This is a genomic window from Ichthyobacterium seriolicida, assembly GCF_002369955.1.
In the GTDB taxonomy this organism is placed as follows: domain Bacteria; phylum Bacteroidota; class Bacteroidia; order Flavobacteriales; family Ichthyobacteriaceae; genus Ichthyobacterium; species Ichthyobacterium seriolicida.
Genome location: NZ_AP014564.1, coordinates 449,478 through 473,415, shown reverse-complemented (window position 1 = coordinate 473,415; position 23,938 = coordinate 449,478). Strand labels below are relative to the sequence as shown.

Annotated in this window: 21 protein-coding genes, 1 tRNA gene and 4 pseudogenes; 17 read left to right on the top strand and 9 right to left on the bottom strand. The window is 33.3% G+C overall.

Going from position 1 to position 23,938, the window contains the following annotated elements:
- Positions 1-3 precede the first annotated feature (3 nt).
- The 3 genes from JBKA6_RS01820 (at position 4) to mnmE (ending at position 3,145) form a co-directional block, all read left to right on the top strand.
- Complete coding sequence (locus JBKA6_RS01820) at positions 4-540, top strand: RNA methyltransferase (protein ID WP_096685296.1); 537 nt, start codon at positions 4-6, stop codon at positions 538-540.
- A gap of 121 nt (positions 541-661) precedes the next feature.
- Entirely contained in the window at positions 662-1,753 is a 1,092-nt protein-coding gene (gene ychF, locus JBKA6_RS01815) for a redox-regulated ATPase YchF (RefSeq protein ID WP_096685294.1), read from the top strand.
- Between the two features lie 6 nt (positions 1,754-1,759).
- Positions 1,760-3,145, top strand: a complete 1,386-nt coding sequence (mnmE, locus tag JBKA6_RS01810; RefSeq protein WP_096685292.1) for a tRNA uridine-5-carboxymethylaminomethyl(34) synthesis GTPase MnmE — start codon at positions 1,760-1,762, stop codon at positions 3,143-3,145.
- A 287-nt stretch (positions 3,146-3,432) separates the two neighbouring features.
- Here mnmE and JBKA6_RS01805 read toward each other — a convergent pair whose 3' ends face one another.
- Positions 3,433-3,969 (bottom strand): hypothetical protein, encoded by a 537-nt coding sequence (locus JBKA6_RS01805; RefSeq protein WP_096685290.1) that lies wholly within the window; start codon positions 3,967-3,969, stop codon positions 3,433-3,435.
- Positions 3,914-6,223: a porin family protein gene (locus JBKA6_RS01800; protein WP_172843090.1), complete on the bottom strand. Its 2,310-nt coding sequence runs from the start codon at positions 6,221-6,223 to the stop codon at positions 3,914-3,916. The genes JBKA6_RS01805 and JBKA6_RS01800 overlap by 56 nt, the downstream gene beginning before the upstream one ends.
- Before the next feature lie 372 nt (positions 6,224-6,595).
- Here JBKA6_RS01800 and JBKA6_RS01795 point away from each other — a divergent pair, with 372 nt between their 5' ends.
- From JBKA6_RS01795 to truB, 7 genes are all read left to right on the top strand, one after another.
- The gene (locus JBKA6_RS01795; RefSeq protein ID WP_096685286.1) at positions 6,596-7,303 is read left to right on the top strand and encodes a MotA/TolQ/ExbB proton channel family protein; all 708 of its coding nucleotides are present in this window, start codon (positions 6,596-6,598) and stop codon (positions 7,301-7,303) included.
- A 12-nt stretch (positions 7,304-7,315) separates the two neighbouring features.
- Entirely contained in the window at positions 7,316-7,711 is a 396-nt protein-coding gene (locus JBKA6_RS01790; RefSeq protein ID WP_096685284.1) for an ExbD/TolR family protein, read from the top strand.
- 61 nt (positions 7,712-7,772) lie between these two features.
- Positions 7,773-8,477 (top strand): hypothetical protein, encoded by a 705-nt coding sequence (locus JBKA6_RS01785; RefSeq protein WP_157776873.1) that lies wholly within the window; start codon positions 7,773-7,775, stop codon positions 8,475-8,477.
- The gene (locus tag JBKA6_RS01780) at positions 8,470-9,708 is read left to right on the top strand and encodes a bifunctional folylpolyglutamate synthase/dihydrofolate synthase (protein ID WP_317044161.1); all 1,239 of its coding nucleotides are present in this window, start codon (positions 8,470-8,472) and stop codon (positions 9,706-9,708) included. Before JBKA6_RS01785 ends, JBKA6_RS01780 begins: the two co-directional genes overlap by 8 nt.
- Positions 9,709-9,777: 69 nt before the next feature.
- A tRNA-Val gene (locus JBKA6_RS01775) sits at positions 9,778-9,852 on the top strand.
- A gap of 687 nt (positions 9,853-10,539) precedes the next feature.
- Entirely contained in the window at positions 10,540-11,259 is a 720-nt protein-coding gene (locus JBKA6_RS01765) for an SIMPL domain-containing protein (RefSeq protein WP_096685278.1), read from the top strand.
- Positions 11,260-11,270: 11 nt separating this feature from the next.
- Entirely contained in the window at positions 11,271-11,948 is a 678-nt protein-coding gene (gene truB, locus JBKA6_RS01760; protein WP_096687327.1) for a tRNA pseudouridine(55) synthase TruB, read from the top strand.
- A gap of 761 nt (positions 11,949-12,709) precedes the next feature.
- On the opposite strand, the pseudogene JBKA6_RS01755 reads toward truB, so the two are convergent.
- The 3 genes and pseudogenes from JBKA6_RS01755 to JBKA6_RS07765 form a co-directional block, all read right to left on the bottom strand.
- Positions 12,710-13,132, bottom strand: a pseudogene (locus JBKA6_RS01755) (transposase); the annotation flags it as partial.
- A gap of 25 nt (positions 13,133-13,157) precedes the next feature.
- On the bottom strand, positions 13,158-13,505 hold the full coding sequence (locus JBKA6_RS07900; protein ID WP_157776871.1) for a transposase: 348 nt from the start codon (positions 13,503-13,505) through the stop codon (positions 13,158-13,160).
- Positions 13,429-14,013 (bottom strand): annotated as a pseudogene (locus tag JBKA6_RS07765) (transposase). The gene JBKA6_RS07900 and the pseudogene JBKA6_RS07765 overlap by 77 nt, the downstream one beginning before the upstream one ends.
- Positions 14,014-14,234: 221 nt before the next feature.
- Between JBKA6_RS07765 and JBKA6_RS01735 the strand changes: the two are divergent.
- The 6 genes and pseudogenes from JBKA6_RS01735 to greA all read left to right on the top strand — a co-directional run bounded on the left by JBKA6_RS01735 (position 14,235) and on the right by greA (position 20,394).
- Positions 14,235-16,352, top strand: a complete 2,118-nt coding sequence (locus tag JBKA6_RS01735) for a hypothetical protein (RefSeq protein WP_096685266.1) — start codon at positions 14,235-14,237, stop codon at positions 16,350-16,352.
- Between the two features lie 50 nt (positions 16,353-16,402).
- Complete coding sequence (locus JBKA6_RS01730) at positions 16,403-18,640, top strand: tail fiber domain-containing protein (protein WP_096685265.1); 2,238 nt, start codon at positions 16,403-16,405, stop codon at positions 18,638-18,640.
- Between the two features lie 139 nt (positions 18,641-18,779).
- Positions 18,780-18,995: a hypothetical protein gene (locus JBKA6_RS01725; protein ID WP_096685263.1), complete on the top strand. Its 216-nt coding sequence runs from the start codon at positions 18,780-18,782 to the stop codon at positions 18,993-18,995.
- Positions 18,996-19,188: 193 nt separating this feature from the next.
- Entirely contained in the window at positions 19,189-19,572 is a 384-nt protein-coding gene (locus tag JBKA6_RS01720; protein WP_449404345.1) for a transposase, read from the top strand.
- Positions 19,548-19,750, top strand: a pseudogene (locus tag JBKA6_RS08140) (transposase); the annotation flags it as partial. The gene JBKA6_RS01720 and the pseudogene JBKA6_RS08140, both read left to right, overlap by 25 nt.
- 170 nt (positions 19,751-19,920) lie before the next feature.
- A complete protein-coding gene (gene greA / locus JBKA6_RS01715; protein ID WP_096685261.1) occupies positions 19,921-20,394 on the top strand; it encodes a transcription elongation factor GreA in 474 nt (157 codons plus the stop codon).
- 333 nt (positions 20,395-20,727) lie between these two features.
- Here greA and panB read toward each other — a convergent pair.
- From panB to JBKA6_RS01700, 4 genes and pseudogenes are all read right to left on the bottom strand, one after another.
- A pseudogene (panB, locus tag JBKA6_RS01710) lies at positions 20,728-21,387 on the bottom strand (3-methyl-2-oxobutanoate hydroxymethyltransferase); the annotation flags it as partial.
- Positions 21,375-21,578, bottom strand: coding sequence for a Na+/H+ antiporter NhaC family protein (locus JBKA6_RS01705; protein ID WP_394340189.1), 204 nt, complete (start codon positions 21,576-21,578; stop codon positions 21,375-21,377). The gene JBKA6_RS01705 and the pseudogene panB, both read right to left, overlap by 13 nt.
- On the bottom strand, positions 21,544-21,804 hold the full coding sequence (locus JBKA6_RS08050; RefSeq protein WP_394340188.1) for a hypothetical protein: 261 nt from the start codon (positions 21,802-21,804) through the stop codon (positions 21,544-21,546). The genes JBKA6_RS01705 and JBKA6_RS08050 overlap by 35 nt, the downstream gene beginning before the upstream one ends.
- A 31-nt stretch (positions 21,805-21,835) precedes the next feature.
- Positions 21,836-22,261, bottom strand: a complete 426-nt coding sequence (locus JBKA6_RS01700; protein ID WP_096685257.1) for a Na+/H+ antiporter NhaC family protein — start codon at positions 22,259-22,261, stop codon at positions 21,836-21,838.
- Positions 22,262-22,570: 309 nt separating this feature from the next.
- Here JBKA6_RS01700 and purB point away from each other — a divergent pair, with 309 nt between their 5' ends.
- Positions 22,571-23,914 carry an adenylosuccinate lyase gene (purB, locus tag JBKA6_RS01695; protein ID WP_096685255.1) on the top strand — a complete coding sequence of 448 codons (1,344 nt, stop codon included), beginning with the start codon at positions 22,571-22,573 and terminating at the stop codon, positions 23,912-23,914.
- The last annotated feature ends 24 nt before the right edge of the window (positions 23,915-23,938 follow it).

Here is a 23,938-nt window from a genome sequence, read left to right as displayed (position 1 = left end):
ATTATGAGGAAACTAAAAAATTCAGAGTTAAAAAGGGAGACTGTAGAGTCTTTTAAATCTTCTGAAAAGATTCCTTTGATAATAGTTTTAGATAATGTGAGAAGTGCAAATAATGTAGGTTCTATCTTTCGCACTTGTGATGCCTTTTTAGTAGAGAAAATATATCTGTGTGGAATAACTCCTGTTCCTCCAAATAGAGATATTCATAAAACAGCTTTGGGAGCTACCGATTCTGTGGAGTGGGAATACAAAAAAGATACTGTAGAACTAATAGATGAGCTAAGGAGACAAAACATTACTGCAATAGCCATAGAACAGGTAGAGGACAGTTTGAATCTGAATCAGATGAAGGTGATCAAAGATGAAAAATTTGCTTTTATATTCGGAAATGAAGTGAGAGGGGTAGATCAAAAAGTTATAAATGTATGTGATTATTGCGTAGAAATCCCACAATATGGAACTAAACACTCTTTGAACGTATCTATAAGTGCAGGAATCTCCATATGGAATTTTTTCAAAGATTTTTCATCACATAGCTGATTACTACCGTTGTTGAAATACTAGGTGTTCTAGTATAGATTTCGGATCTTTCAACTCATGGCATAGCATATGACAAATACTTACCTTTGTTGCCGTAATTTTTTAAAACACAAAAACAACTATGAAGTGTGGTATAGTAGGACTCCCAAACGTGGGAAAATCAACTCTTTTTAATTGTATATCAAAGGTTAAGGTAAAATCAGATAATTTTCCTTTTTGCACTATAGATCCTAATGTTGGAATAATAAATGTTCCAGATGCTCGCATCTATGAATTAGAAAAAATAGTTAAACCTGAAAAAATACAACCAGCTACCGTAGAAATTGTAGACATCGCAGGTTTGGTAAAAGGAGCTAGCAAGGGAGAGGGCCTAGGAAATAAATTCTTATCTAATATAAGAGAGACAAATGCCATAATACACGTTTTGAGATGCTTCGATGACAACAATATAATACATGTAGATGGCTCTGTAGATCCTATTAGAGACAGAGAGATTATAGATACAGAACTTCAGATTAAAGACTTGGAAACCCTAGAAAAAGCTCTGGTTAAAACACAAAAAAACGCTAGAACAGGCAATAAAGAAGCCAATAGGGAATTGGCCATACTAAACAAGTACAAAGAAGCACTAGAGAGTGGTCTTTCAGCTATAAGTGTAGAAGCTCTTCAAGACGAAATAGACTTTATCAACAATATGATGCTCTTAACTAGTAAACCTGTGATCTACGTATGTAATGTGGATGAGTCTTCTGCTAAATCTGGCAATAAATATGTAGATAAGGTCAGAGAGAGTGTCAAAGATGAGAATGCCCAAATATTAGTCGTAGCCGTAGGGACAGAGGCCGAAATATCTGAGTTAGAAGACACCGAAGAGAGAGATATTTTTTTAAGTGATTTAGGCTTAGAAGAGCCAGGAATAAATAAATTGATACGTTCGGCTTATTCCCTTTTAAACCTTCAGACTTATTTCACTGCTGGAAAAAAAGAAGTAAGAGCCTGGACCATAAAAAAAGGATATACAGCTCCACAAGCGGCAGGAGTCATTCACACAGATTTTGAAAGAGGCTTTATAAAGGCAGAAGTCCTAAAATATGAGGATTTTATATCGTTAGGATCTGAGCTAGCCTGTAAGGAAGCTGGCAAGCTCCATATAGAAGGAAAAGAATACGTAGTATGCGACGGCGATATTATGAATTTCCGATTTAATGTATAAACTCTTATGATCGATTCTAATACCATCATAGCTGTATCTACAGCCCCTGGAATAGCAGCCATAGCGGTAATACGCCTCTCAGGACCAGATGCTATAAAGGTTACAGACGAAGTTTTTCATCCTTCTAATGGTCACAAGAAATTATGTGATAGACCTACACACACCATATCTCTAGGGTTGATAAAACAAGGTGAAGACATAATAGATGAAGTATTAATATCGATATTTAGAGCGCCTAAATCGTATACAGGAGAAAATGTAGTAGAAATATCTTGTCATGGATCTACCTATATAAAACAGAGAATAATACAGCTCTTTATAGATAGAGGAGTATCATTGGCAAAACCAGGAGAATTTACCTTAAGAGCTTTTTTAAATGGGAAAATGAATCTTTCTCAAGCTGAAGCGGTGGCAGATGTGATATCATCTGAAAATCAACTGGCGCATCAAACGGCTCTACAACAAATGAGAGGAGAGTTCTCTAATGACTTGAAACAACTGAGGCAAAAACTGATAAACTTTGCGTCTTTAATAGAATTAGAATTAGATTTTTCCCAAGAAGATGTGGAATTTGCCGATAGATCAGAGCTATTAGATTTATTAAATGTAATAGAGCTCAAGACTAAGAGTTTTATAGATTCCTTTTCATTGGGCAATGCCATAAAATGCGGTATTAATGTAGTCATAGTAGGAGCTCCTAATTCTGGGAAATCAACCTTGTTGAATGCCTTATTCAACGAAGAGAAAGCCATAGTGTCAGATATAGCAGGCACTACTAGAGATGTAATAGAAGATGAGTTAGTAATAGATGGCATAAGTTTTAGATTTATAGACACTGCAGGAATAAGAAAGACCGAAAATCAGATAGAAAAAATAGGAGTACAAAAAACTTTTGAGAAGATAGATGTCTCTAGAATAGTCATCTACGTTTTAGATTCTACTGATGATATAGAAGAGAAAAAAGAGAAAATATTAGATATAAAGAGGCAATTAAAATCTCAAATACTGATAGTATTAGCAAATAAGATAGATTTAGTAGTTGATAAAAAACAACTACAAAGCGAGTTAATAGATTTTGATAATGTCTTGTATATCTCTGCAAAAAACAAAGAAGGAATAGATCAAATACCTAAATTATTGAGAGCCTTTGTTGATAAGGATATGTTAAAAAGCGGTTCAACTGTAATCTCTAATATCAGGCATTACGAATCTCTTTTGAGGGTTGGCGATTCCATAGATATGATAAAGAAAGGGCTCAATGAAGGTTTCCCACAAGATTTAATAGCTCTAGATATTAGAAGTGCCTTAAATAACTTAGGGCTAATAACTGGGGAAGTCACCAATGAAGATTTGTTGGGCAACATATTCCAAAACTTCTGTATCGGCAAATAGGTATGCCTAAAAGCACCTAAGTAAAAGGACACTGTCCTGTAAAGTATCCATCATCTGCTCAATCACACCATTGACAACTCGCACAGGATGATTTGCAGGAATTAATTCTTCGATACTAGGTGGAAAAAGCCAATTTTGTCCTTGGTTGTAGTCCCTGAAATTTGTATTCATACTATTTGATTATCAATCAGTTAGTGAGATAAACTAACAGGTAAAAAACTACACTTTTAAACAAAAAAAAGCTGCCTCGGTTTTGAGACAGCTTCCTTTACAATCTCTTTTAGTGTCTATTTAATTCCTGCCTGCTCTAAAAAATCATTCAGAACTTCTTTTGCATCATGAACTAAAAACGACAATATTTTTTTATTTTCTGTTATAATAAAAGCTATGTAATAACTGATGTTATCCTTATCAGTCTTCACTTTAGCAATTATATGCTTTACTTTCCTATCATTAGGATTTACTAAAAATACATTTTCGTATTTATCCTTATCTTCTACGGGTAGAAATTCTTTTCCAGATTCTGATATCTCTTCAAATCCTAATATTTTTTGAGGTATTTTTTCAAAAAAACCTTCAATAGAAAAATTTATTCTATCCATAGCTTCTAGATAATCGGATGAAATACTCTCCTTAAATTTATCAATATGATTTTTGGATATTAATTCTACAAATTCTTTTACATCTTTTTCTAATTCATCTTTTTTTGATTCTTGGGAGTATACAAAAAAAGGAGCTAATAATAAAACAGCAACTTTTACTTTAAAATTACCTAATAATAGACTGAGTTTTGTCTCTATAGTTTTTTGGCTGAAATTTGTCATTTTTATTTATTTTATCATTTTCAATAGTGAATACTAAGCGTAAATGTATACCAAAGTTATCATTAAACCTAAACTCATCAAAATGCAACGAGTTTAAATTATCATAAATAATGGTATTTATTCTGTTTCTTAAAATATTACTAATCTCCAAACTATATGATATACTACCATATTTCTTGTAGATATTCAATCCTAAATCAAAAACCTTCAATTTGTTATCTAACATTCCACCAAAATAATTACTATTATACAATTCTAGATTAACAAATTTGTTTTTATACTTTAACCTATTGCTGATAATACTTAAAAATTGAACCTCCCCAAGGTATATAGAGGGGTTTGATATTACAGCGATATCTAAATATAGATTTTTAATAATCTTATAATCATTATACATTAATCCTAAACTTAGCGTATATATATCTTCTGTGTTTCTATATGTTTTTATAATTCTAATTCCTCTAACTATATTGGATTGCGCGATATAATCCCTAACCAAAGAAAGAGAAGAAAATACAGTCATTTTATTCCTAAAAATCCAATATGATGATAATTCATAAATTTTAATATTGAGAAGATCTACTTTCCCCTGCTCATATTCAAAATTAGGCCCCTCTATATTCCCAGTGGAATTAAGTTTATCAAAAGTAGGATGAATTACTATTTTATCAAAAGATAAACCAAAAATATTAGACATGCTTTTCATATACTGTAGTGATATACTAGGTTCTAGTATTAGGTTATTTCTTTTATACTTATGTGTTTGTTCACTAACAAAACTATTTTTTATACCAAGTTTAGCATTTAAAGTCAGAGGTCTAGCTATATCCCAAATGAAACCTAGATGACTAAGAAATGTTTCCTCTTTATACTTAAATGTATTTGTTAGAATTTTATTGTCCACTTCTAATGCTTCTACATTCAAGGGGTAATATTTTTTTTCTGTACTTGTGTTAAATACTAAATATTCAAATGTCGTAGAAAAACTTATTTCTTTTAAAGGTCGTATTTCATACGAAATAGAATTATTCAGATGATAGTAATTACTATATCCATACGCTTTTAGCATATAATTTGAAATACTTCTTGTTTGAGTTATTCCATTTTTTCTATCCTTATTTTCTCTATTGTTATACACAAGACTAATCCTTAGATTACTATTTTCGGTTTCTATTGTATAATTAAAGAACATTTTAGAACGGTTTTTTGTGTAAAAAAAATTATTTTTCCTGTATATACTATTATCTCCTTTAAAACTATTTAAATCATATTTAGATGAATTATCTTCATAAGGAAAGTAAGTATAATCTACCTTCGCTATGAGCAATTGATTATTTGTCGGAATTAATTTATATCTCAACCCTCCTGAATAAGCAAGTTCTTCTAGTTCATTAGTAGAATTTAATTCCGTTATGCTTTCCCCTTTTAGCTTGCTAGTCGTTTTTGACACTACAGCTCTTTTATCATAATCAATAGAAGACTTTAAGTCAAATTGATGTTTACCTATTTTTAGAGAAGATGAAAAATCATTTCTAATTCTAGGATAAGTAAAATAACCCGTTTCTATCTTATTTGTAAGGCTATACCCTTTCTTTATAACCTTAGTCTTTATCTTAATAACAGGATTATTTACACCATAATAAGCGCTTGGATTCGGAATTATTTCTATCTCTTCTATGTCTATAGCAGGCACAGATTTTAAGTGTTGTATCAACTCTTCCTCGGAGAGAGCAATTTTCTCACCATCTATAAATATAGTTGCATCTTTACCGAGAGTCTTTATTTTTCCTAACCCATCTTTGTGGATTATAGGGTTATCTTCTAACAGTTCATCTGTACTCATTCCATAAATTTTTTCATTTTCTTTATCCATTTTGAATACAAAAGCTCTTTTTTCTTTGTTGTAATAATTATTTATTTCGTCCTCTAGATGTATCTCATCTAATTTATATGAATAGGCTTGTTGCATTTCTACTGAAATAACCGTATCATTAACTAGATCGAGTGAGATTGAATTATTTTCATAACCATCACTAGTTAATAAAAGTTCATATTCTCCTTTGTTTAATTTTTTGAAAATTAAAAACCCTTTTTTATCACTTTTTCTATTGTATGTGGTATCTTTTCCAATCAAGGAAGAATTTACATCATATAAGGGGGTATTAAAAGAATTAGTAACTTTTACTTTCAGTTCTACTGATTCTTCTTTCGGAGGAAAGAACATAAATTTCATAAGGATAATGCCTGTAATCATTTTTTTTTAATATATATATGTTTGTGTTACCGTTTAACCCATTAAAATTTTTAAACAATGATAAAAAAAATTAAGGAGGTTCCTGTAACTTTATCTCTATTATTTTCGATTCTATTTTCACTATTGCGAAAACTCCAAATGATAAAATATCATTAAGAACTGCTATACACTTGGAGGAAGCTCCAAAAAGCTTGAAGGATGTTAAGGAAGTGACAGTAGATATTTAGACATAGTTTGATTTACAGCTTTCTAAAAGGAGATTATAGAATAAAAACAATTGACTTTATTCTTTTTTTCTAAACATTATATTTTGACGTACATTCGCGCAATTGGAATTAGTCTAAAAAAATAACTTTAAAAAAACAAGCTTAAATGATTTTTCTATCATTGATATTACATGATAAAATTGGTCAAGATACTACTGTGCCAGCTCTAGATGCTCCAGATAATACTTTGTCCGTTATCGATTTAATTACTAGTGGAGGCATTGGAGGTAGAACCATAATATTTGTTCTATTTCTTCTATCGATTATAACTATTTATGTTTTTGTAGAGAGGTTTTTAGCTATAAAATCGGCTGGAAAAATAGATCCTAATTTTATAAATAATATAAAAGATTTGGTATCTAACGACAGAATAGATTCTGCAGATATCTTGTGTAAGCAAATAGATAGCCCCGTATCTAGGATGATAGGAAAAGGCATATCAGTAATTAATAAACCTCTTAAAGATATAGAGGCATCTATCCAAAATGTCGGTAAGATAGAGATATACAATCTAGAAAAAAATATAGGCATATTGGCTACCATAGCTGGTGTCGGGCCTATGATAGGGTTTTTAGGAACTGTTATAGGGATGGTATTAGCTTTTCACGAAATGTCAGTTTCTGGAGGACATGTAGATGTGCAAATGCTATCAAAGGGAATATATACAGCTATGACAACCACGATAGCTGGTTTGATAGTAGGAATCTTTGCATACGTATTGTATAATTTTTTAGTTGTAAAAACAGACAAGGTTATACATAAAATGGAAGCAAATACCACTGAGTTTTTAGACTTGCTAAACAAGCCTTCTTAGATTTTCACCACGATGAATTTAAAGAGCAGAAATAAAGTCAGTGCTGAGTTTGCTATGTCGTCTATGACCGATATAGTCTTTTTATTACTCATATTCTTTATGCTTACTTCCACTTTGGTAACTACCGATGCCATAGATTTAATTCTGCCTAAAGCAGTCAGCGGCAAGAATTTAGAAAACAGAATGGTCTCTGTAAGCATCTCTAATAATTTGGAATACTATATAGATAAAACCCTTGTTAGACGTGAAAATATAGAATCAGAATTAAAAAAGATTTTTCTCTCAGAGAAAGAGCCTAATCTTGCCATTAGAGCCGAAGAGAATGTTCCTGTAAAGAATTTAGTCGAGATAATGGACATTGCAAATAGAAATAAATATAAAGTCATTCTAGCGGTCCGCACCAAATGATATGAGTCAAAAAAAAAATCATAAGCGATATGCAGCGTTTGCTACCCTAGCGTTTCATAGTTTGGTCTTTTTATTTTTGTTTTTTTTTGATTTCACTCATCAAGGTTCGCCTGCAAATAGTAGTGTTGTAATAGCTATAAAATTTTCTGAGCCATCGTATAGCAAGCCCAAGAAAAAGACATCTAGCTCTCCAAAAAAAGTTAACCCAGAACAAATAACCGAGGAGATCTCAAAGGAAGAAAAAGTTATGACTAGTGAGCACATCACAAAAGATATAGCTATTAAAAAGAAAGAGATATCACCCAAAAAGAAAAAAGAGGAGAAAAAAGAGAAAAAGCCTTCTAAAAAAACACTCTCTGCTATAGACAAAATAATGAATAGCAAAGAGGTAGGGAAAGGCGATAGTAAAGGTAGTGATATTGTTGATAAAGATAATATAGGTGATAACTTTGACTCTTCTAATTTCAATAAAACATCTGGCAAAAATTATGGTAATTATCAATTGGGAGATAGGGCTCCACTGAGCAGACCTATGCCTAATTACGACTGTGATGAAGAGGGCAAAGTTATAGTTAAGATATTAGTGAATAGCCAAGGTGTGGTTACTCATGCAGATCCTGGTGTAAAAGGCAGTACTACTTTGTCTCCTTGTCTCTTGAAGAGAGCAGAAGAGGCTGCTTTGAAAACTTTATTCTCCAAGGATAAAAAGAACACTGGTCAAAATCAAGAAGGTAGGATAATTTATAATTTCACTATAAGTGAATGAGATAGAATATAAAGAGGTATTAGATTGGGTTTTCAATCAATTACCTGTATATCAAACCGATGGAATAAAAGCTTATTCAAAGATAGATTTAAGAAATATAATATCTATAACATCTACTTTAAATAATCCTCAAGAAAATTTTAAAAGTATCCATGTTGGAGGTACAAATGGAAAGGGATCTTGTTGTCATATGTTGTCCTCTATCTTACAAGAATGTGGTTATAAAGTTGGATTGTATACTTCACCTCATCTAAGGGATTTCAGAGAGCGCATAAAGATAAATGGAATAATGATTCCAAAGGATTATGTAATGTCGTTCATCTTAAAAAACAAGGTGACATTTAAAAAATACAATGCTTCATTTTTTGAGATGACAGTGGCCATGGCTTTTCAATATTTTAGTGATCAAAAAGTAGATATTGCCGTTATTGAAGTAGGTATGGGTGGACGTTTAGATTCTACTAACATTGTAAATCCCTTGGTCTCGGTAATTACCAATATAGGTATTGATCATACTCATTATCTAGGCAATAGTATAGCTGAAATAGCCTGGGAAAAAGCTGGAATTATAAAACCGCATACTCCAATTGTAATAGGTCAAACACAGGAGGATATTAGAGATGTTTTCATAAAAAAAAGTACAGAAGAAAAAGCTCCTATATATTTTGCAGATCAAAGCAAAAGCGATACAATAGATTATACTTCTGATTTAAAAGGTCATTATCAAGTTCACAATAAAAAGACAGTTCTGCAGACCGTTGAAATACTAAAAAAGCATTTTAATATCGACACAAATTCTGTAAAAAGAGGTTTATCTAATGTTATTAGAAATACAGGCTTTATGGGCAGATGGCAGATTATGAGTGATTCTCCCATCACATATTGTGATACAGCTCACAATTTAGATGGTCTTTCCCTTGTCCTAAAGCAGATAGATGCTGAGAGAAATAAAAAAGCTAAGCTTCACTTTATACTTGGTTTTGTAGAAGATAAAGACATAGTTCCTATAGTAGAATTATTTCCAAAAGATGCTAGCTACAGCTTTACACAAGCTAATATAAATAGGGCTTTAGACAGTAAAGTGTTGCAAGGTAAATTTATGGAAAAGGGAATATCTGGAAATGTCTACAAAGATGTTCGTACAGCTTATGAATATGTTAAAAACATAGCCGATAAAGACGATTTTATATATATAGGTGGCAGTACATTTATAGTTTCAGAAATAATTTAGCGCAGTTATGAAAAAAGTATTAACTTTGCAGAATTCCTGAGCTGAGACCGCCATAGGTATTAGTTATAGGGGCGATTAGCTCAGTTGGTTCAGAGCATCTGCCTTACAAGCAGAGGGTCATAGGTTCGAATCCTATATCGCCCACTCCTTTAGAGTTCTATATATTTAGAATAGCTGAAATATAGAATTTATCCCCCTCCCCCTCTTTTTTTTAAAAAAGTTAATAGTAAAGACTTTCTTGTTTTAGGAATTTAACATCCTCATACGCGTAATTAGTTTATTTTTTCTTTACAGATCCCTAGTAGTCTTTTTTGTTTGGAAGTGTATTAGAAACTTCATCTTTATTTTTAGTAATTTGGATTCTTCAATCCAACACTGCTGATAAAAGGTCATTTATAAAAGGATATTTATGACTGTCTTATTCCCTTTTGTAATCTCTCTTTTTGCGTTTGAATCGGGAATTATCTCTCGTATTTTGAAGTTTAACTTTTTCAAAAGTCTAGGAAAATGATCCTATTCTATATACATGATAAATATGGGGATATTCAATTGTTTAGCATTTATTTCAGTTTCTCTTTCGGCAGGGGTTTTAGCAAAAAATAACTTTAGTATAATTGATGGAAGATTAGTCTCATCAATGGATGTAAGCGGCTTTACTCACAGTGTGATATTATTTATTGTCACCTATACGGTCATTTTAATTTCCAATTTCACATACAGGAATATAGGGTTAAGAGTACAGAGGTGGAATAAGATATTGGAGTAATATTCTATACTAAAAAGATTAACTTTGCTCGAACATTTTTTTTAAAAAATATTACAAGGTCAATCATGAAGTTTAAATCGATTTTATCAATATTAGTAATTCTGATAATGGTCTCTTGCGGACGAGTTTCTCAAAATGAGAGAAATAAGAATACTATGACTATATCCGAGACAATTAAGATGAATTTTCCCGCTGATTTGGTCGTAGTCAACTTCGATATTTTCAATGTCAATAGGAATTCTTCTTCCGCCGCTAGGGTTGTAGAAGAGAGGGTTGACAAGCTTATGGAGATATTCTTATCAAACAATTTTAAAAAAGAGTCTTTAAAAATTCAGAATTTCTCTATTAGGGAGGAATTCGAATACGGTTATTATAATTCAAAGAAAAGAGTTGTGGGATATCGTGCTTCACAAAACTTAATTCTCAGTGTTGCTTATAGCAAAGATAATATGAAAAAAATATTCGATTTATTTGGAAATAGCGGAGTAGAAGCTTCTCTCTTTCTTAGCTTCACGATTTCTGATATGGATAAGATAGAAGAGGTTTTGATAGAAAAACTTGTAGAAAAAAGCAATAAGAAAGCTAGGATTATAAGTGAAAATATGGGGGTCACTCTTCTAAGAGCAATTGATATAATTGTCAATCCTGATATGACATCACGCCATAATAAAAATCAAAGTTTTGGCACATTAACTGCTGAAATGTCTAAAAACATTAATGAAAACATAGGTCCAGTCGATATAGAGCTAAGTTCTAGCAGTCAGATCACTTGGCATATAAAGTAAAAAACGTCACAGTGACTTTAGAAGAATATCAGAGTGGACAAACTATACTGATAGATAAACCTCTTAATTGGACATCTTTTGATGTGGTAAATAAACTGAGATATTCTATAAAGAAGTTTTTTGATATAAAAAAAATAAAGATAGGGCATGCAGGTACTTTAGATCCGTTGGCTTCTGGCTTATTGGTAGTATGTACTGGCAAAAGAACTAAAAGTATTTCAGAAATACAGAATAGCGATAAAGAGTATTTAGGGCAATTAAAGTTAGGCGCTACTACTCCTTCTTATGACTGCGAGACTAATGAAGATGCCTTTTTCCATACAGATCACATTTCAGAAGAGCTTATTATAGATACGGCTAAGAAAATGATAGGTAAGCAATCACAGATTCCTCCTATTTTTTCTGCTATAAAAAAGGATGGCAAGAAATTATATGATTTTGCCAGAAATAATATAGCTGTGGATATCCCATCTAGAGAAATATGTATTTCTTCTTTTGAAATCTCGCAAATAAAAATGCCTTTTATATCTTTTAAAGTGGTTTGCAGCAAGGGGACTTATGTCCGTTCCTTAGCTAATGACTTTGGGAAAGAACTAAAATCAGGAGCTTATCTGACATCTTTAAGGCGCACTAGAGTAGGGGGTTTTTATATTAAAGATGCTATCGGTATAGATGAATTTATTCCATAATAGCTGATTATTGATCAGTATGGCATAACAATTATCGTAATTACTAATTGATAAATTCTCTAACTGAAATATTTTTTTGAAAAAACTCTCCTAATTCAAACAATTGCTACTGATTTAGCCAGAATTTAATTTTCTCTCCTGTCTTGGGAGAGGAGAAAGAGGATTGATTTTTGACACTATCTCGTGGGGAAGTGTGTGAATAAATACTCTGCCCTTCTTTTTTTGTGGAAGGCTCGCCACCCGAAGTGTTTTTTTTTCTAAACAGTTTCTATGAGGGGATTTAATAAGATGATCTAACTGTACTAAAACGCATTTTAAGTAGCTTATTTAAAGGCTTTAAAAGAAAACAAGCAGCTATACCACTTTTGGAAAATAGACTTGTAGAGCAAACCTAAGAAGTTTTTTTTGTTTTTTTTGGTTCAAGACAACTTAACCCAGATTATTTATGATTATATTTCAATATTTGATATGAGGTGTTAATTTTAAAACCTGAGTTAGATTAATAATTTGTTTGGCAAAAATGCTTGTTAATTGCTCAAAAATGCGAAGAAGAAAATCCCTTTAACCTGGATTATTCACAGTCATATTAAAATAGATTAGACGTGATATTTTTTAATTAACTTTTTTGTCAATAGAAAAGAATCCTTCTTCTTTGTCGTTTTTTTGCACCATTTTTTAGCACGACAATGATCTTTTTTAGTGTTTTTTTAACGACAGAACGTAACTATCCCAAGGTTGTTCATTTCACAAATAAGCAACCGTTACTGAGTAATAATTTCCCGAAATAAACCCTTGTAAACAAAAGATTTAGATAGCTGGTAATAGATTCGTCTTTTGGTAATTTTTATCGTTGCTCCTACCTTGAGAAGATAGGTTCTAATCGAACTGATTAACCATTTTTTTGCTACTTCAAATCTTGTTTTCTTTATCTTCTGTTTCAGTAATAAAAACATTTCATAGGCAAGACTATTTATTATAAGTCGAAAAAAATTAGCAAAAAAAAAACTATGATTTGACAAACGATCAGAAAAACACATATTTTTAACTTTTTTAATTCTATTTTCACTTGAATCACCTCTTTTAACATAAAAGTCAAAGTAAATTTCTCCAGCATTCTTTTGAGGAATATTAATAGAAAAATGCCTTATGTTCATACCTAATCCAGTACTCTCAACTTTAGAATAGCACTGTTGAGGCTTATGCTAACTCTTAGCTTTGTACCTGAAACTGATAAAATGTTGGTGCTTCTCTCCCTGATCTAAATACATTTTTTTTTACAGCATTTTTTGACCGAGATACCTTTCTTTTTAAAACTTCATTGCTCGCTATGCCTGTCACATATAGTAAATCAAAATCATCTACTAATTGGTAAAAAGCAGCGCAACCAAAGCCGCTATCACTTCTAATAATTATTTCCATCTCTGGGTATCTCTCACGTATTTTCATAATTATTCGCTTTAAAATACTCACATACCATTTATTAGAATGACTGTTTCCTCGACGGAATACAGGAAGAATAATCTGTCTTGGTGTCTCCATCATGAAAAAATAGTTCATTGTACATGAATTTACCATAATAACCGTTAAACATTGACAATTGTTGACTGCCATGAGTTGGATCATCGGTTGAATCTACGTCAATAACTATTCTCTTGCGGCCAGATAAACTTAAAACATATTTGTATAACCACGCATAACAAAACTTAAAGACAGCCTGTTTATCCAAGCTATTCTCAAATCTTGATATAGTGGGTTGAGAGGCCAAATTACCTTGAAGAACATCTTTGAATAAAGGATCATTCTGTAAATGATTCACATCATTGGCGTCTTAATAGCCTAACATGATCATATAAACCCTTTGCTTTAACTGATGCCCTCTGCTATAAGTAATAAATCTAGAGTCTCGAGTATCAAGCAAAAACTTACTGTAATAATGAATCAATCTATGATCTGGTTCTAGTTTTTCAAGTATGATTAAAGATCCATCAGAACTAATTTCTGATGATGAAAAAGTTAACTCAACAGAAGTTTCCCCTCTATAAAATAATGTGTTTTTATTCCTCATTTTTGGGCTATATCTAAAGTGGTGAATTTTTTATTAAAACCTTTTAAAATTAACACTTTATGCCTAATATTAACAATATATCTATGAATAATCCAGGTTAAATCGTTTATTTTCGAGCAAATATATCTCGATCTGATTTTTTTTACTCAAACCGCTATTATTTACTACCATGTTAGTATAAGTGTAAAGTTTTAGTAATTTTGTTACCGTAAGTTAGTTATATGATAATATTTTTAGATCAGATGACAAAGAAGCTGGTGTTTTACTTTGGGTTTATATTTTTCTCATTTTTGAGTATAGATTCTGTTTCTAATAATTTTCCTGATAGGTTGAGTTATCAGTTAGTGATTAGGAAAGATGATAAATTATTAAAAGAATTTACAGTTAGTATTCGTATTTCTATATATTCTTTAAATGGAAAGATAGAAGATGTTGTATACTCTGAAGTTCATTGGAATGTTAAAACAGATAAGAATGGCTTAGCTACTCTAAAGATAGGAGAAGGTATTAGATCTCAAGGATTCTCAGGCTCAAAATTGTCTGATTTATCATGGTCTGAGTATTCATATTACATTAAATCAGAGATAGATCTGACTGGTAAAAATGATTATAGCAATGCTCTTATAAAAAAGAGTCAAATACTTAGTGTCCCTTATGCATTTTATTCTGCAAATAGCCCAAAAACAAATGTTATAGATAATTTGAGATCTAGAGTTGTATCAGCTGCTCTATCTGCTAGTCAAGGGAGGGTTTTAGAAGAGAAAAAATTAGACAAAATAAATATTGCTGATAATTTTCATGGAGGGATTGGTAAAGTTTTATCAGCTAATAAGGGGAAAGAACTTTATGAAAGGGTAAATAAATATGAGAAAGATTTTTCTGAAAGGTTAACTATTCATGATGAACAAATATCTCAACAAAAGGAAGATTTAATTAGTCAAAAGGGGAATATAGCCCAACAGAAGAAAGAGCTAGAAAGCAAAATGGCTGAGCAGGGTAAAGTTCTAGAAAGTCAGAAAAGGGAACAAGATAAAGCTATTTTTGAAATTGAAGAATTAAAAAAATCAAAATTAGAAGTCATAGATGACCTGAGTACTTCGAGTCATGATGCTAAAAAAGTTTTATCAGCGCATCAAGGGTATAAACTCAAGAAATTGATAGACGCAAAGGCAGAAAGAGGTCCTATAGGATTAACGGGTCTAGCAGGAAAACAAGGTGATCCAGGTCCAGCAGGTGAAGCAGGTCCTAAAGGAGACAAAGGAGACACAGGGGCAACAGGACCAAGAGGAGACACTGGTACTCAAGGTAATACAGGTCCTCAAGGGCTAAAAGGTGAAGATGGAGCACCAGGTAGAGATGGAGTAGCAGGGGAAACCGGCCCGGTAGGACCCCCAGGCGCTACAGGGGCAGTCGGTCCAGCTGGAGCAAGAGGCCCAGAAGGACCTGCAGGTAAAGATGGAGCAGATGGCAATCAAGGCCCAGAAGGACCAGCAGGAACACCTGGAGCTAAAGGAGAGCAAGGGGAAAAAGGAGACAGAGGAGAACAAGGACCAGCGGGTCCAACAGGAGAAAGAGGGCTTCAAGGTGAAACAGGTCCAGCAGGTCCAAGAGGAGACACTGGTGCTCAAGGTGTCAGAGGCGAAGATGGCAAACCAGGAGTCCAAGGCCCTGCTGGTAGAGATGGAGCAGATGGAGCAGCGGGTAAAGAAGGAAAACAAGGCCCTCCAGGGCCAACAGGGCTTCGGGGTGAAACAGGTCCAGCAGGAGAAAAAGGTGAAGCAGGGCCAGATGGCAAACAAGGTGACCCAGGACCAAAAGGAGACAGAGGAGAGCAAGGTCCAATAGGACCAGCAGGAACAGCAGGTCCTCAAGGTATTCAGGGTGATGTTGGCCCAATGGGACCAGCAGGTCCAGCAGGAGAAACAGGACCACAAGGTATAGCAGGTGACAGAGGTGAGCAAGGTATTCAAGGAGCAACAGGAAATCAAGGGCCAGCAGGAACGCCTGGAGTTAAAGGAGAGCAAGGGGAAAAAGGAGAAAGAGGAGAACAAGGACCAGCGGGTCCAACAGGAGAAAGAGGCGAGCGAGGCGAAACAGGTCCAAGAGGAGACACTGGTGCTCAAGGTGTCAGAGGCGAAGATGGCAAACCAGGAGTCCAAGGACCTGCTGGTAGAGATGGAGCAGATGGAGCAGCGGGTAAAGAAGGAAACAAGGCCCTCCAGGGCCAACAGGGCTTCGGGGTGAAACAGGTCCAGCAGGAGAAAAAGGTGAAGCAGGGCCAGATGGCAAACAAGGTGACCCAGGACCAAAAGGAGACAGAGGAGAGCAAGGTCCAATAGGACCAGCAGGACCAGCAGGTCCTCAAGGTATTCAGGGTGATGTTGGCCCAATGGGACCAGAAGGTCCTGCTGGTAGAGATGGAGCAGATGGAGCAGCAGGTAAAGATGGAGCAAGAGGCCCAGAAGGACCAGCAGGAACGCCTGGAGCTAAAGGAGAGCAAGGGAAAAAAGGTGACACAGGAGCCCCAGGGCCAGTAGGTCCTCAAGGTACCCCAGGTAAAGATGGTGTAGATGGCAAGCCAGGTCTAGCAGGTGATAAGGGAGATCCAGGACCAGCAGGTCCTACTGGTAAAGCTGGCATTAACGGGAAAGACGGCATCCAAGGTCTTCAAGGACCAACAGGACCCCCTGGAGCTAAAGGAGACCAAGGTGAAAGAGGAGCAGAAGGACCCGTCGGGCCTGCAGGTAAAGATGGTGTAAATGGGAAAAAAGGTGAAAGGGGGCCAGCAGGACCACAGGGTAAACGAGGCTTAACAGGGCCAGCAGGTGTAGCAGGGCCTAAAGGTGAAAAGGGAAAGCAAGGTCCTGCTGGTAAAAATGGCGCTCCAGGTCCTCCAGGGCCAGTGAAAATTATAGATGAGTTAACTTCTGCTGACAAGGCAAGTGCCTTATCAGCTAATCAAGGTAAGATTTTGGATCAAAAAATAAAAGAAGCACATACGCTTATAAAAACAGAGACTCACAGTAATATTATAACTAAGTGGTCTGGTGGAGGCAGTAATGGAACCACTGCAGGCAATGGAGATTATAATGTTTTTTTAGGTATAGGATCTGGTCACGCAATAACTAGAGGAGTAAGCAACACAGCTGTTGGTTATGAATCCCTAAAAAATATCACCTCTGGAAGCTATAACACTTCTGTTGGCTCATTGTCTCTTGAAAGTAATACTACTGGCACTAATAATACTTCTGTTGGTACTAATTCTCTCAAATGGAATACTACTGGAGAAAATAATATTTCAGTTGGCTATAATTCTCTCACAACAAATTCTACCGGAAAGAATAATACTTCTGTTGGTACTAATTCTCTCAAATGGAATACTACTGGAGAAAATAATATTTCAGTTGGCTATAATTCTCTATTTTTTAATACTTCTGGCGTTAATAATACCTCAGTTGGCACGTATTCTCTCACAACAAATTCTACTGGAAAGAATAATACTTCTGTTGGCACTAATTCTCTCAAATGGAATAATACTGGCGTTGATAATACTTCTGTTGGCTCAAATTCTCTAAGCAATAATAATACAGGTAATAAAAATATAGCTATAGGAAGTAATGCTGGCAGCGAATTTAATAATACTGGTTCAACAAGGACTCTCAATAAATCAAACAATTCTATTTTCATAGGGTATAATACCAAAGCGTTACTAGATAATAGTATTAACGAGATAGTTATAGGGACTAACGCGGTAGGGCGTGGAAATAATACTGTAACTATTGGAAATACAAGCACTACTAATATTTATTTAGAAGGCGATGTTCGTACAGAAGGATATTTTTATGCAAAAGGTACGCAAATCACTTCTGACAAACGTCTCAAGAACATAATAAGCATATCAGATAAAAAAGAAGATTTAAAGAAACTTTTAGATATAAAGATCACAGATTATACTATGAGAGATAGCATTAAAAATAGTGGCAGATTTTTTAAAAAAATAATAGCTCAACAAATAGAAACTATTATTCCAGATCTTGTACAAAAGAGTAATGGTGTAATTCCTAACGTCTACGAATCATCTAAATCAATAGATAATACAAATAATACTACATCAATTACTACAAAAAAAACACATGGTTTTTCTAAGGGAGACATGGTAAAATTAGTTTTGGATGATGACCGAGAGAGTTTTGTTAAAGTTAAAGAGATAAGAAATGCTAATACTTTTGTGGTAGAATTAGGAGATGAGGTGTCTCCAAATAAAATATTTGTATATGGTAAGGAGGTAGACGATTTACGATCAGTAGATTACGATGGTCTTACTACATTAAACATTTCAGCTACCCAAGCTATTTATGAAGAGCTTGTTTCTACTAAGAAAAAACTTTCTGCTACTGAGCAGAAGCTTTCTACTAATGAAAGAAAACTTTCTGTTGCTGAGCAAAAGCTTTCTACTAATGAAAAAGAACTTTCTGTTACTAAAGAAAAGCTTATACTGATGAAAAAGAATTTTCTCTTACTAAAGAGAAGCTATTCTAATACTGAAAATAAATTAGATATTTTAGTTAAGGTATTAAGTAAATCAGATGTCCTTAATAAGGAAGATATAAAAGTTTTGACAAAGTAAGTTCAAGATAAACTAAGATCCTAGGCTCGATGTATAGAACTACTACGTTAGCACATTAAAAAGAAAAAGTGTTATCTCTACTAGCTATGTATCTATAACAATTTGTATTAGTATAAAACTATGAGTAGAAGGATTTATTTTGGCTTTATATTTTTTTTCATTTTTAAGTATAGATTCTGTTTCTAATAATTTTCCTGGTAAGTTGAGTTATCATTTAGTGATTAGGAAGGATGATAAATTATTAAAGGAATTTACAATTAGTATTTGTATTTCTATATATTTTTTAAATAGAAAGATAGAAGATGTTGTATACTCTGAAGTTCATTTGAGTGTTAAACAGCTAAGAATGGCTTAGCTACTCTAAAGGTAGGAGAAGGTATTAGGTCTCAAGGATTTTCAGGTTCAAAATTGTCTGATTTATCATGGTCAAAAAACTCTTATTAACCTGAGTTCGAATAATAATCACTTAGGATAATTAAATAAAAACAATGGTTTTAGATTAATTTAACGCTCTAAAATTCAACGTTTTAATTCTAAAAAAAACAGGCATGATAACTTGCTCGAAAATCACAGAAATATTTTGTTTAGTTGATGAATTCTGTAAAAAATATTCTCAAGTTATTGATAAAGCACTTTTGGGGAATAAATCAAAACGCCCATTTTCAACACAGCAGCTGAGAAATTTCAAGCATTTTTATTTGAATTTTTCACAAAAACACATGATTAAAGAATTCCCTAAAACCTTATCATACAACAGATTTGTGGGATTAATGCAACAAAATTTATTACCTCTTACCTTGTTGTTAAAGACATTCTGTTTAGGAAAATGTACCAGAATTTCATTTGTATATTCCACTCCGATTCGTGTTTGTAACAATAAAAGAATAAGTAGAAATAAGGTATTTAAATACTCAGAAAGAGATCAATCATAGAAACCATCAATGATCAGCTTAAAAATATTTGTCAGATAGAACATTCTAGACATAGAAGTTTTGCTAATTTTCTAACCAATATTATTTCTGGACTTATCGCTCTTACAGCTTTTCGCCTAAAAAACCCTCTGTCAAATACCCAATCGTCGGTAATGCCTGTCTTAATTTGGTTTATTAATTAAATTCAGGTTTTAACTTAAAAAATATATATAGTCAGACTTATATTGTGAAAATATTTTTTAGTGTTTTAAAAATTAAAAATATATTTGTCCGTTTATGTTTTTCTGACTTTTTGCGGAAAAAAGTGTGTTTTTTCTCAAAAAAAAAATCAACTATCTTAATTTTGTTATGTCAAAAGTTTCCTACTACACAAAAAAGGGATTGGAAGAATTAAAAAAAGAGTTACACAGGTTAAAGAGTGTAGAGCGTCTTAAAATATCCAATCAAATATCAGAGGCGAGGGACAAGGGTGATCTCTCAGAAAACGCTGAATACGACGCGAGCAAAGAAGCACAAGGCTTGTTGGAGTTAAGAATATCTAAACTAGAACAGACTCTTTCGGAAGCTAGATTAATAGATGAATCCCAATTAGATAATTCTAAAGTATTGATACTTTCTAAAGTAAAAGTAAAAAATACAAATACCGATGCAGTGATGGACTACGTTTTAGTTACCGAAGGCGAAGCAGATATATCTTTAGGAAAGATATCTATAAGCTCTCCAATAGGCAAGAGCCTTCTTGGGAAACAAGTCGGAGATAAGGTAGATATAACAGTCCCAAATGGAATTATTACTCTTGAAATTATTCAAATAGATAGATAAATAAAATCAGTTTTCTTGTTTAGAAAAACCATCTGTAAGGGCACTATAGCGTAAAGTGTGTAAAGTTTACATTTAGGATATAAAAAAACCTAGATATTTTTTTTAAAAACCAATTAAAACTCTATACAGAAAAGGAAAAAAGAAGATTTTTTAAAAGATGAATTTTTAAAACATTTTAGACATATCTCTACCCTAAGCAATTATTAATTGAACTCAGGTTTTTTTTAATTTATTTTTGGAAATAGAGTCAAATTATGACTAACAAAAAACATGCAATTTTTTGTTTAGGCATTTTAAGGGGTAGCCCGTGTTGGATAGGATGATTAATATTGCTCAGTAAGATTCTTCTTCACTTGGAAAAACATCTTCTTTTACCTCTGTTACATAAGTTGATATTGTATTGCTCATCTCTTTCATACAGAGACAGGTATTTTTTTTAAAAATCTTGGATTGAATTTATTGTTTATTCCTAACATATCGTGGATTACCAAAATCCTGGCCATCTACGTGTTTGCCTGTTCCTATGCCTATTACAGGAATACTGATTTGCTCGGCTACTCTTTTTTGCCAGTTCCGATGGAATTTTTTCTAAAACTATTGCAAAACATCCAACTTTCTAGAGTTCTTTTGCATCTTCTATGAGCTGTTTGGCTTCCTCTAATTCTTTTTCCCTCACCTTTATATGTTCCTAATTTATATATAGATTGGGGAGTTAAACCTAGGTGTCCCATCACAGGAATCCCTGCGTTTACTATTCTATTGACAGATTCTAAAATGTCTTTGCTTCCTTCTAACTAATTTTATGGAATGTGCCCTGTCTCTTTCATAATTCTTATAGCTAAGGGCTTCTTGGGGATTTCCTTGATAAGATCCCAAAGGTAAATCCCCATCATTAAGGCTCTTTTACAGGCTCTCACCACAGAGCAAGCGTGATATATCATCTGATCTAGTGTAATAGGTAATGTAGTTTCGCCCAGCCATCACATTTTTTGAGAGGATAACCCTCTTTCCCTGAAGGAATTGTTATACATCTTGCCAGATATCAATATAGATAAGTACTGATCTGACGCTGTGATATTTAAAAACAGACAGGTCCCCGTCGTAGCAGCAAAAAGAGATGGAGTATTTTTAATTCTTCTTAAAATAGCATTAGTTATGGCATCCAATGCTCCTATGCTCTCCATCATTCCTCCAAATGATATAACCATTATTATTAACCATACTGCATTTAACACCCCCTTTCATTCCGCTAGTTGAAAGTAATCCGTTTAATAATTCATTATTAAATGCACTATCTAAAGCCTCTATAAAGTCTTCTGTATTTGCAGGCACGTAATAATCGCCATAACAATATCCGATTACCAAAAATAATACAATAGTAATTGCAATAGAGGGAACAGATGTATACATCATATATCTTATATGAGAAAATAGGTCTGTTTTAGTTACGACAGAAGCTAAATTTATAGTCTCTGGGAGGCGTCTTATCGCCAAAATAAGCTCCAGATATTACAGCTCCAGCGGTCATTTCTTCTGGGAAAATTAAGACTTTCCCTATTCCCAACATAGTCAACCCAATAGTGGAAATAGTAGTCCATGAGCTCCAACTCCCTACGAATACCGACACCAATGAACACATAATGACAGAGGTGACTAGAAACAATTGGGTGTTTATAATCCTTAGACTGTAATAAATCATAGTAGGAACTATTCCACTTATCATCCAAGTTGCAGAAAGAGAATCTATGATAAATAAAATTATGATGGTACTAGAGACAGAGGATATACTTTTTTCTATATCTGAAATTATCTTATCCAAACTTATCTCATGTCTGAATCCTATAGCTACCCTTACAGCTGTAGCCATGAGTAGTGAAAGTTGACTTGCCCCTCAAGAGATATCACCCTTGTAAGCTACGATATTGTAAAATAAAGAACCTATAAGTACTATTTAAAGGAATAAATGCTTCTAATTAAGTTGCATCTTTTATGATTATTCATCAGCTTTTACAATGAAATATAAGGATTTGAAACAGGGGAACTGAGGTATTAATATTTATACAACACTACAGAGCAGAGGAGAAACTCAAAAAATAATGTCAAATCACCTTGGAGATATATTTTTTTTACTTTTGTCGTTTTTCAGTATTTAAAGATTACTTCAACCTGTATTTTAATGGATTTAACAGCCCTTAATGCTATCTCCCCTATAGATGGTCGCTATGGATTAAAGACCCAAAAACTAAGAAAATATTTTTCCGAAGAAGCTCTAATAAAATATAGAGTGTATGTGGAAATAGAATATTTCATAGCTCTAACGGAGATACCTCTGCCTCAATTGAAGAGTTTTCCAAATGAAAAGACAGGCGATATAAGATCTATTTTGGATTCATTTTCTATTAAAGATTCAAAAAGGATAAAAGAGATAGAAGAGATTACTAATCACGATGTTAAAGCTGTAGAATATTTCTTAAAGGAAAAGTTCGATTTTTTAGGTCTGTCAGATTACAAGGAGTTTATACATTTTGGATTGACTTCTCAGGATATAAATAATACAGCTATTCCATTATCTATAAAGCGGGCTACAGAAGATGTGTACCTACCTCTTTTGAATGATTTGATAGAAACATTAAAAAAAATAAGTGTGGACTGGAAAAACGTTCCAATGTTAGCTCACACACATGGCCAACCAGCATCTCCTACTGTATTAGGTAAAGAGGTTTCGGTTTTTTACGTTCGTTTAGAAGAACAGTTAAAGTTATTAAGGCACATTCCCTATGCAGCTAAATTTGGTGGAGCTACTGGCAATATGAATGCTCATAGAGTAGCCTATCCAAATTACAACTGGGATAACTTTGCAGATGCCTTTATAAGCCAAACTCTAGGCTTGCACAGGTCTAAGCCGACTACTCAAATAGAACATTACGATCATCTAGCTGCCTTATTGGATAATTTAAAACGAATAAACAATATAATAATAGATTTAAACAGAGATATATGGACTTATATATCTATGGGTTATTTCGATCAAAAGGTCATTAAAAACGAAGTCGGTTCTTCTGCAATGCCTCATAAGATAAATCCTATTGACTTTGAAAATTCAGAAGGCAATTTAGGGATAGCAAATGCTATATTCGAACACTTATCAGCCAAATTGCCAATATCTAGATTGCAGAGAGATCTGACTGACTCTACTGTTCTTAGAAATGTGGGGGTCCCTTTTGCTCATACTATAATATCCATTTTATCTTCTATTAAAGGGTTAAACAAATTATTGTTAAACGAAAATAAAATACTTCTAGATTTAGAAAATAATTGGATGGTAATTACCGAAGCTATTCAAACTATTTTACGCAGAGAGAGATATCCTAATCCCTATGAAGAACTCAAAAAAATTAGTAGAGGACAAATTATAAGTAAAGAGAGTATAAATTCGTTCATAGAGAATTTAGATGTTTCAGATAAAGTAAAGGAGGAGCTAAAAAACATAAGTCCTATCAATTACACTGGCATCTATTAGAAATGATGTCTTTCAAAGACTAAT

What these genes read in the sequence shown, in the direction of transcription:
- JBKA6_RS01820 (WP_096685296.1), top strand. Translation starts at nt 4, where the DNA reads ATGAGGAAACTAAAAAATTCAGAGTTAAAAAGGGAGACTGTAGAGTCT.
- JBKA6_RS01720 (WP_449404345.1), top strand. Translation starts at nt 19,189, where the DNA reads ATGATAACTTGCTCGAAAATCACAGAAATATTTTGTTTAGTTGATGAA.
- JBKA6_RS01795 (WP_096685286.1), top strand. Translation starts at nt 6,596, where the DNA reads ATGATTTTTCTATCATTGATATTACATGATAAAATTGGTCAAGATACT.
- JBKA6_RS07900 (WP_157776871.1), bottom strand. Translation starts at nt 13,505, where the DNA reads ATGAACTATTTTTTCATGATGGAGACACCAAGACAGATTATTCTTCCT.
- JBKA6_RS01730 (WP_096685265.1), top strand. Translation starts at nt 16,403, where the DNA reads ATGGGACCAGAAGGTCCTGCTGGTAGAGATGGAGCAGATGGAGCAGCA.
- JBKA6_RS01800 (WP_172843090.1), bottom strand. Translation starts at nt 6,223, where the DNA reads ATGATTACAGGCATTATCCTTATGAAATTTATGTTCTTTCCTCCGAAA.
- mnmE (WP_096685292.1), top strand. Translation starts at nt 1,760, where the DNA reads ATGATCGATTCTAATACCATCATAGCTGTATCTACAGCCCCTGGAATA.
- JBKA6_RS01765 (WP_096685278.1), top strand. Translation starts at nt 10,540, where the DNA reads ATGAAGTTTAAATCGATTTTATCAATATTAGTAATTCTGATAATGGTC.
- JBKA6_RS01735 (WP_096685266.1), top strand. Translation starts at nt 14,235, where the DNA reads ATGATAATATTTTTAGATCAGATGACAAAGAAGCTGGTGTTTTACTTT.
- JBKA6_RS01805 (WP_096685290.1), bottom strand. Translation starts at nt 3,969, where the DNA reads ATGACAAATTTCAGCCAAAAAACTATAGAGACAAAACTCAGTCTATTA.
- greA (WP_096685261.1), top strand. Translation starts at nt 19,921, where the DNA reads ATGTCAAAAGTTTCCTACTACACAAAAAAGGGATTGGAAGAATTAAAA.
- JBKA6_RS01790 (WP_096685284.1), top strand. Translation starts at nt 7,316, where the DNA reads ATGAATTTAAAGAGCAGAAATAAAGTCAGTGCTGAGTTTGCTATGTCG.
- JBKA6_RS08050 (WP_394340188.1), bottom strand. Translation starts at nt 21,804, where the DNA reads ATGTATACATCTGTTCCCTCTATTGCAATTACTATTGTATTATTTTTG.
- ychF (WP_096685294.1), top strand. Translation starts at nt 662, where the DNA reads ATGAAGTGTGGTATAGTAGGACTCCCAAACGTGGGAAAATCAACTCTT.
- JBKA6_RS01705 (WP_394340189.1), bottom strand. Translation starts at nt 21,578, where the DNA reads ATGGAGAGCATAGGAGCATTGGATGCCATAACTAATGCTATTTTAAGA.
- JBKA6_RS01700 (WP_096685257.1), bottom strand. Translation starts at nt 22,261, where the DNA reads ATGGCTACAGCTGTAAGGGTAGCTATAGGATTCAGACATGAGATAAGT.
- purB (WP_096685255.1), top strand. Translation starts at nt 22,571, where the DNA reads ATGGATTTAACAGCCCTTAATGCTATCTCCCCTATAGATGGTCGCTAT.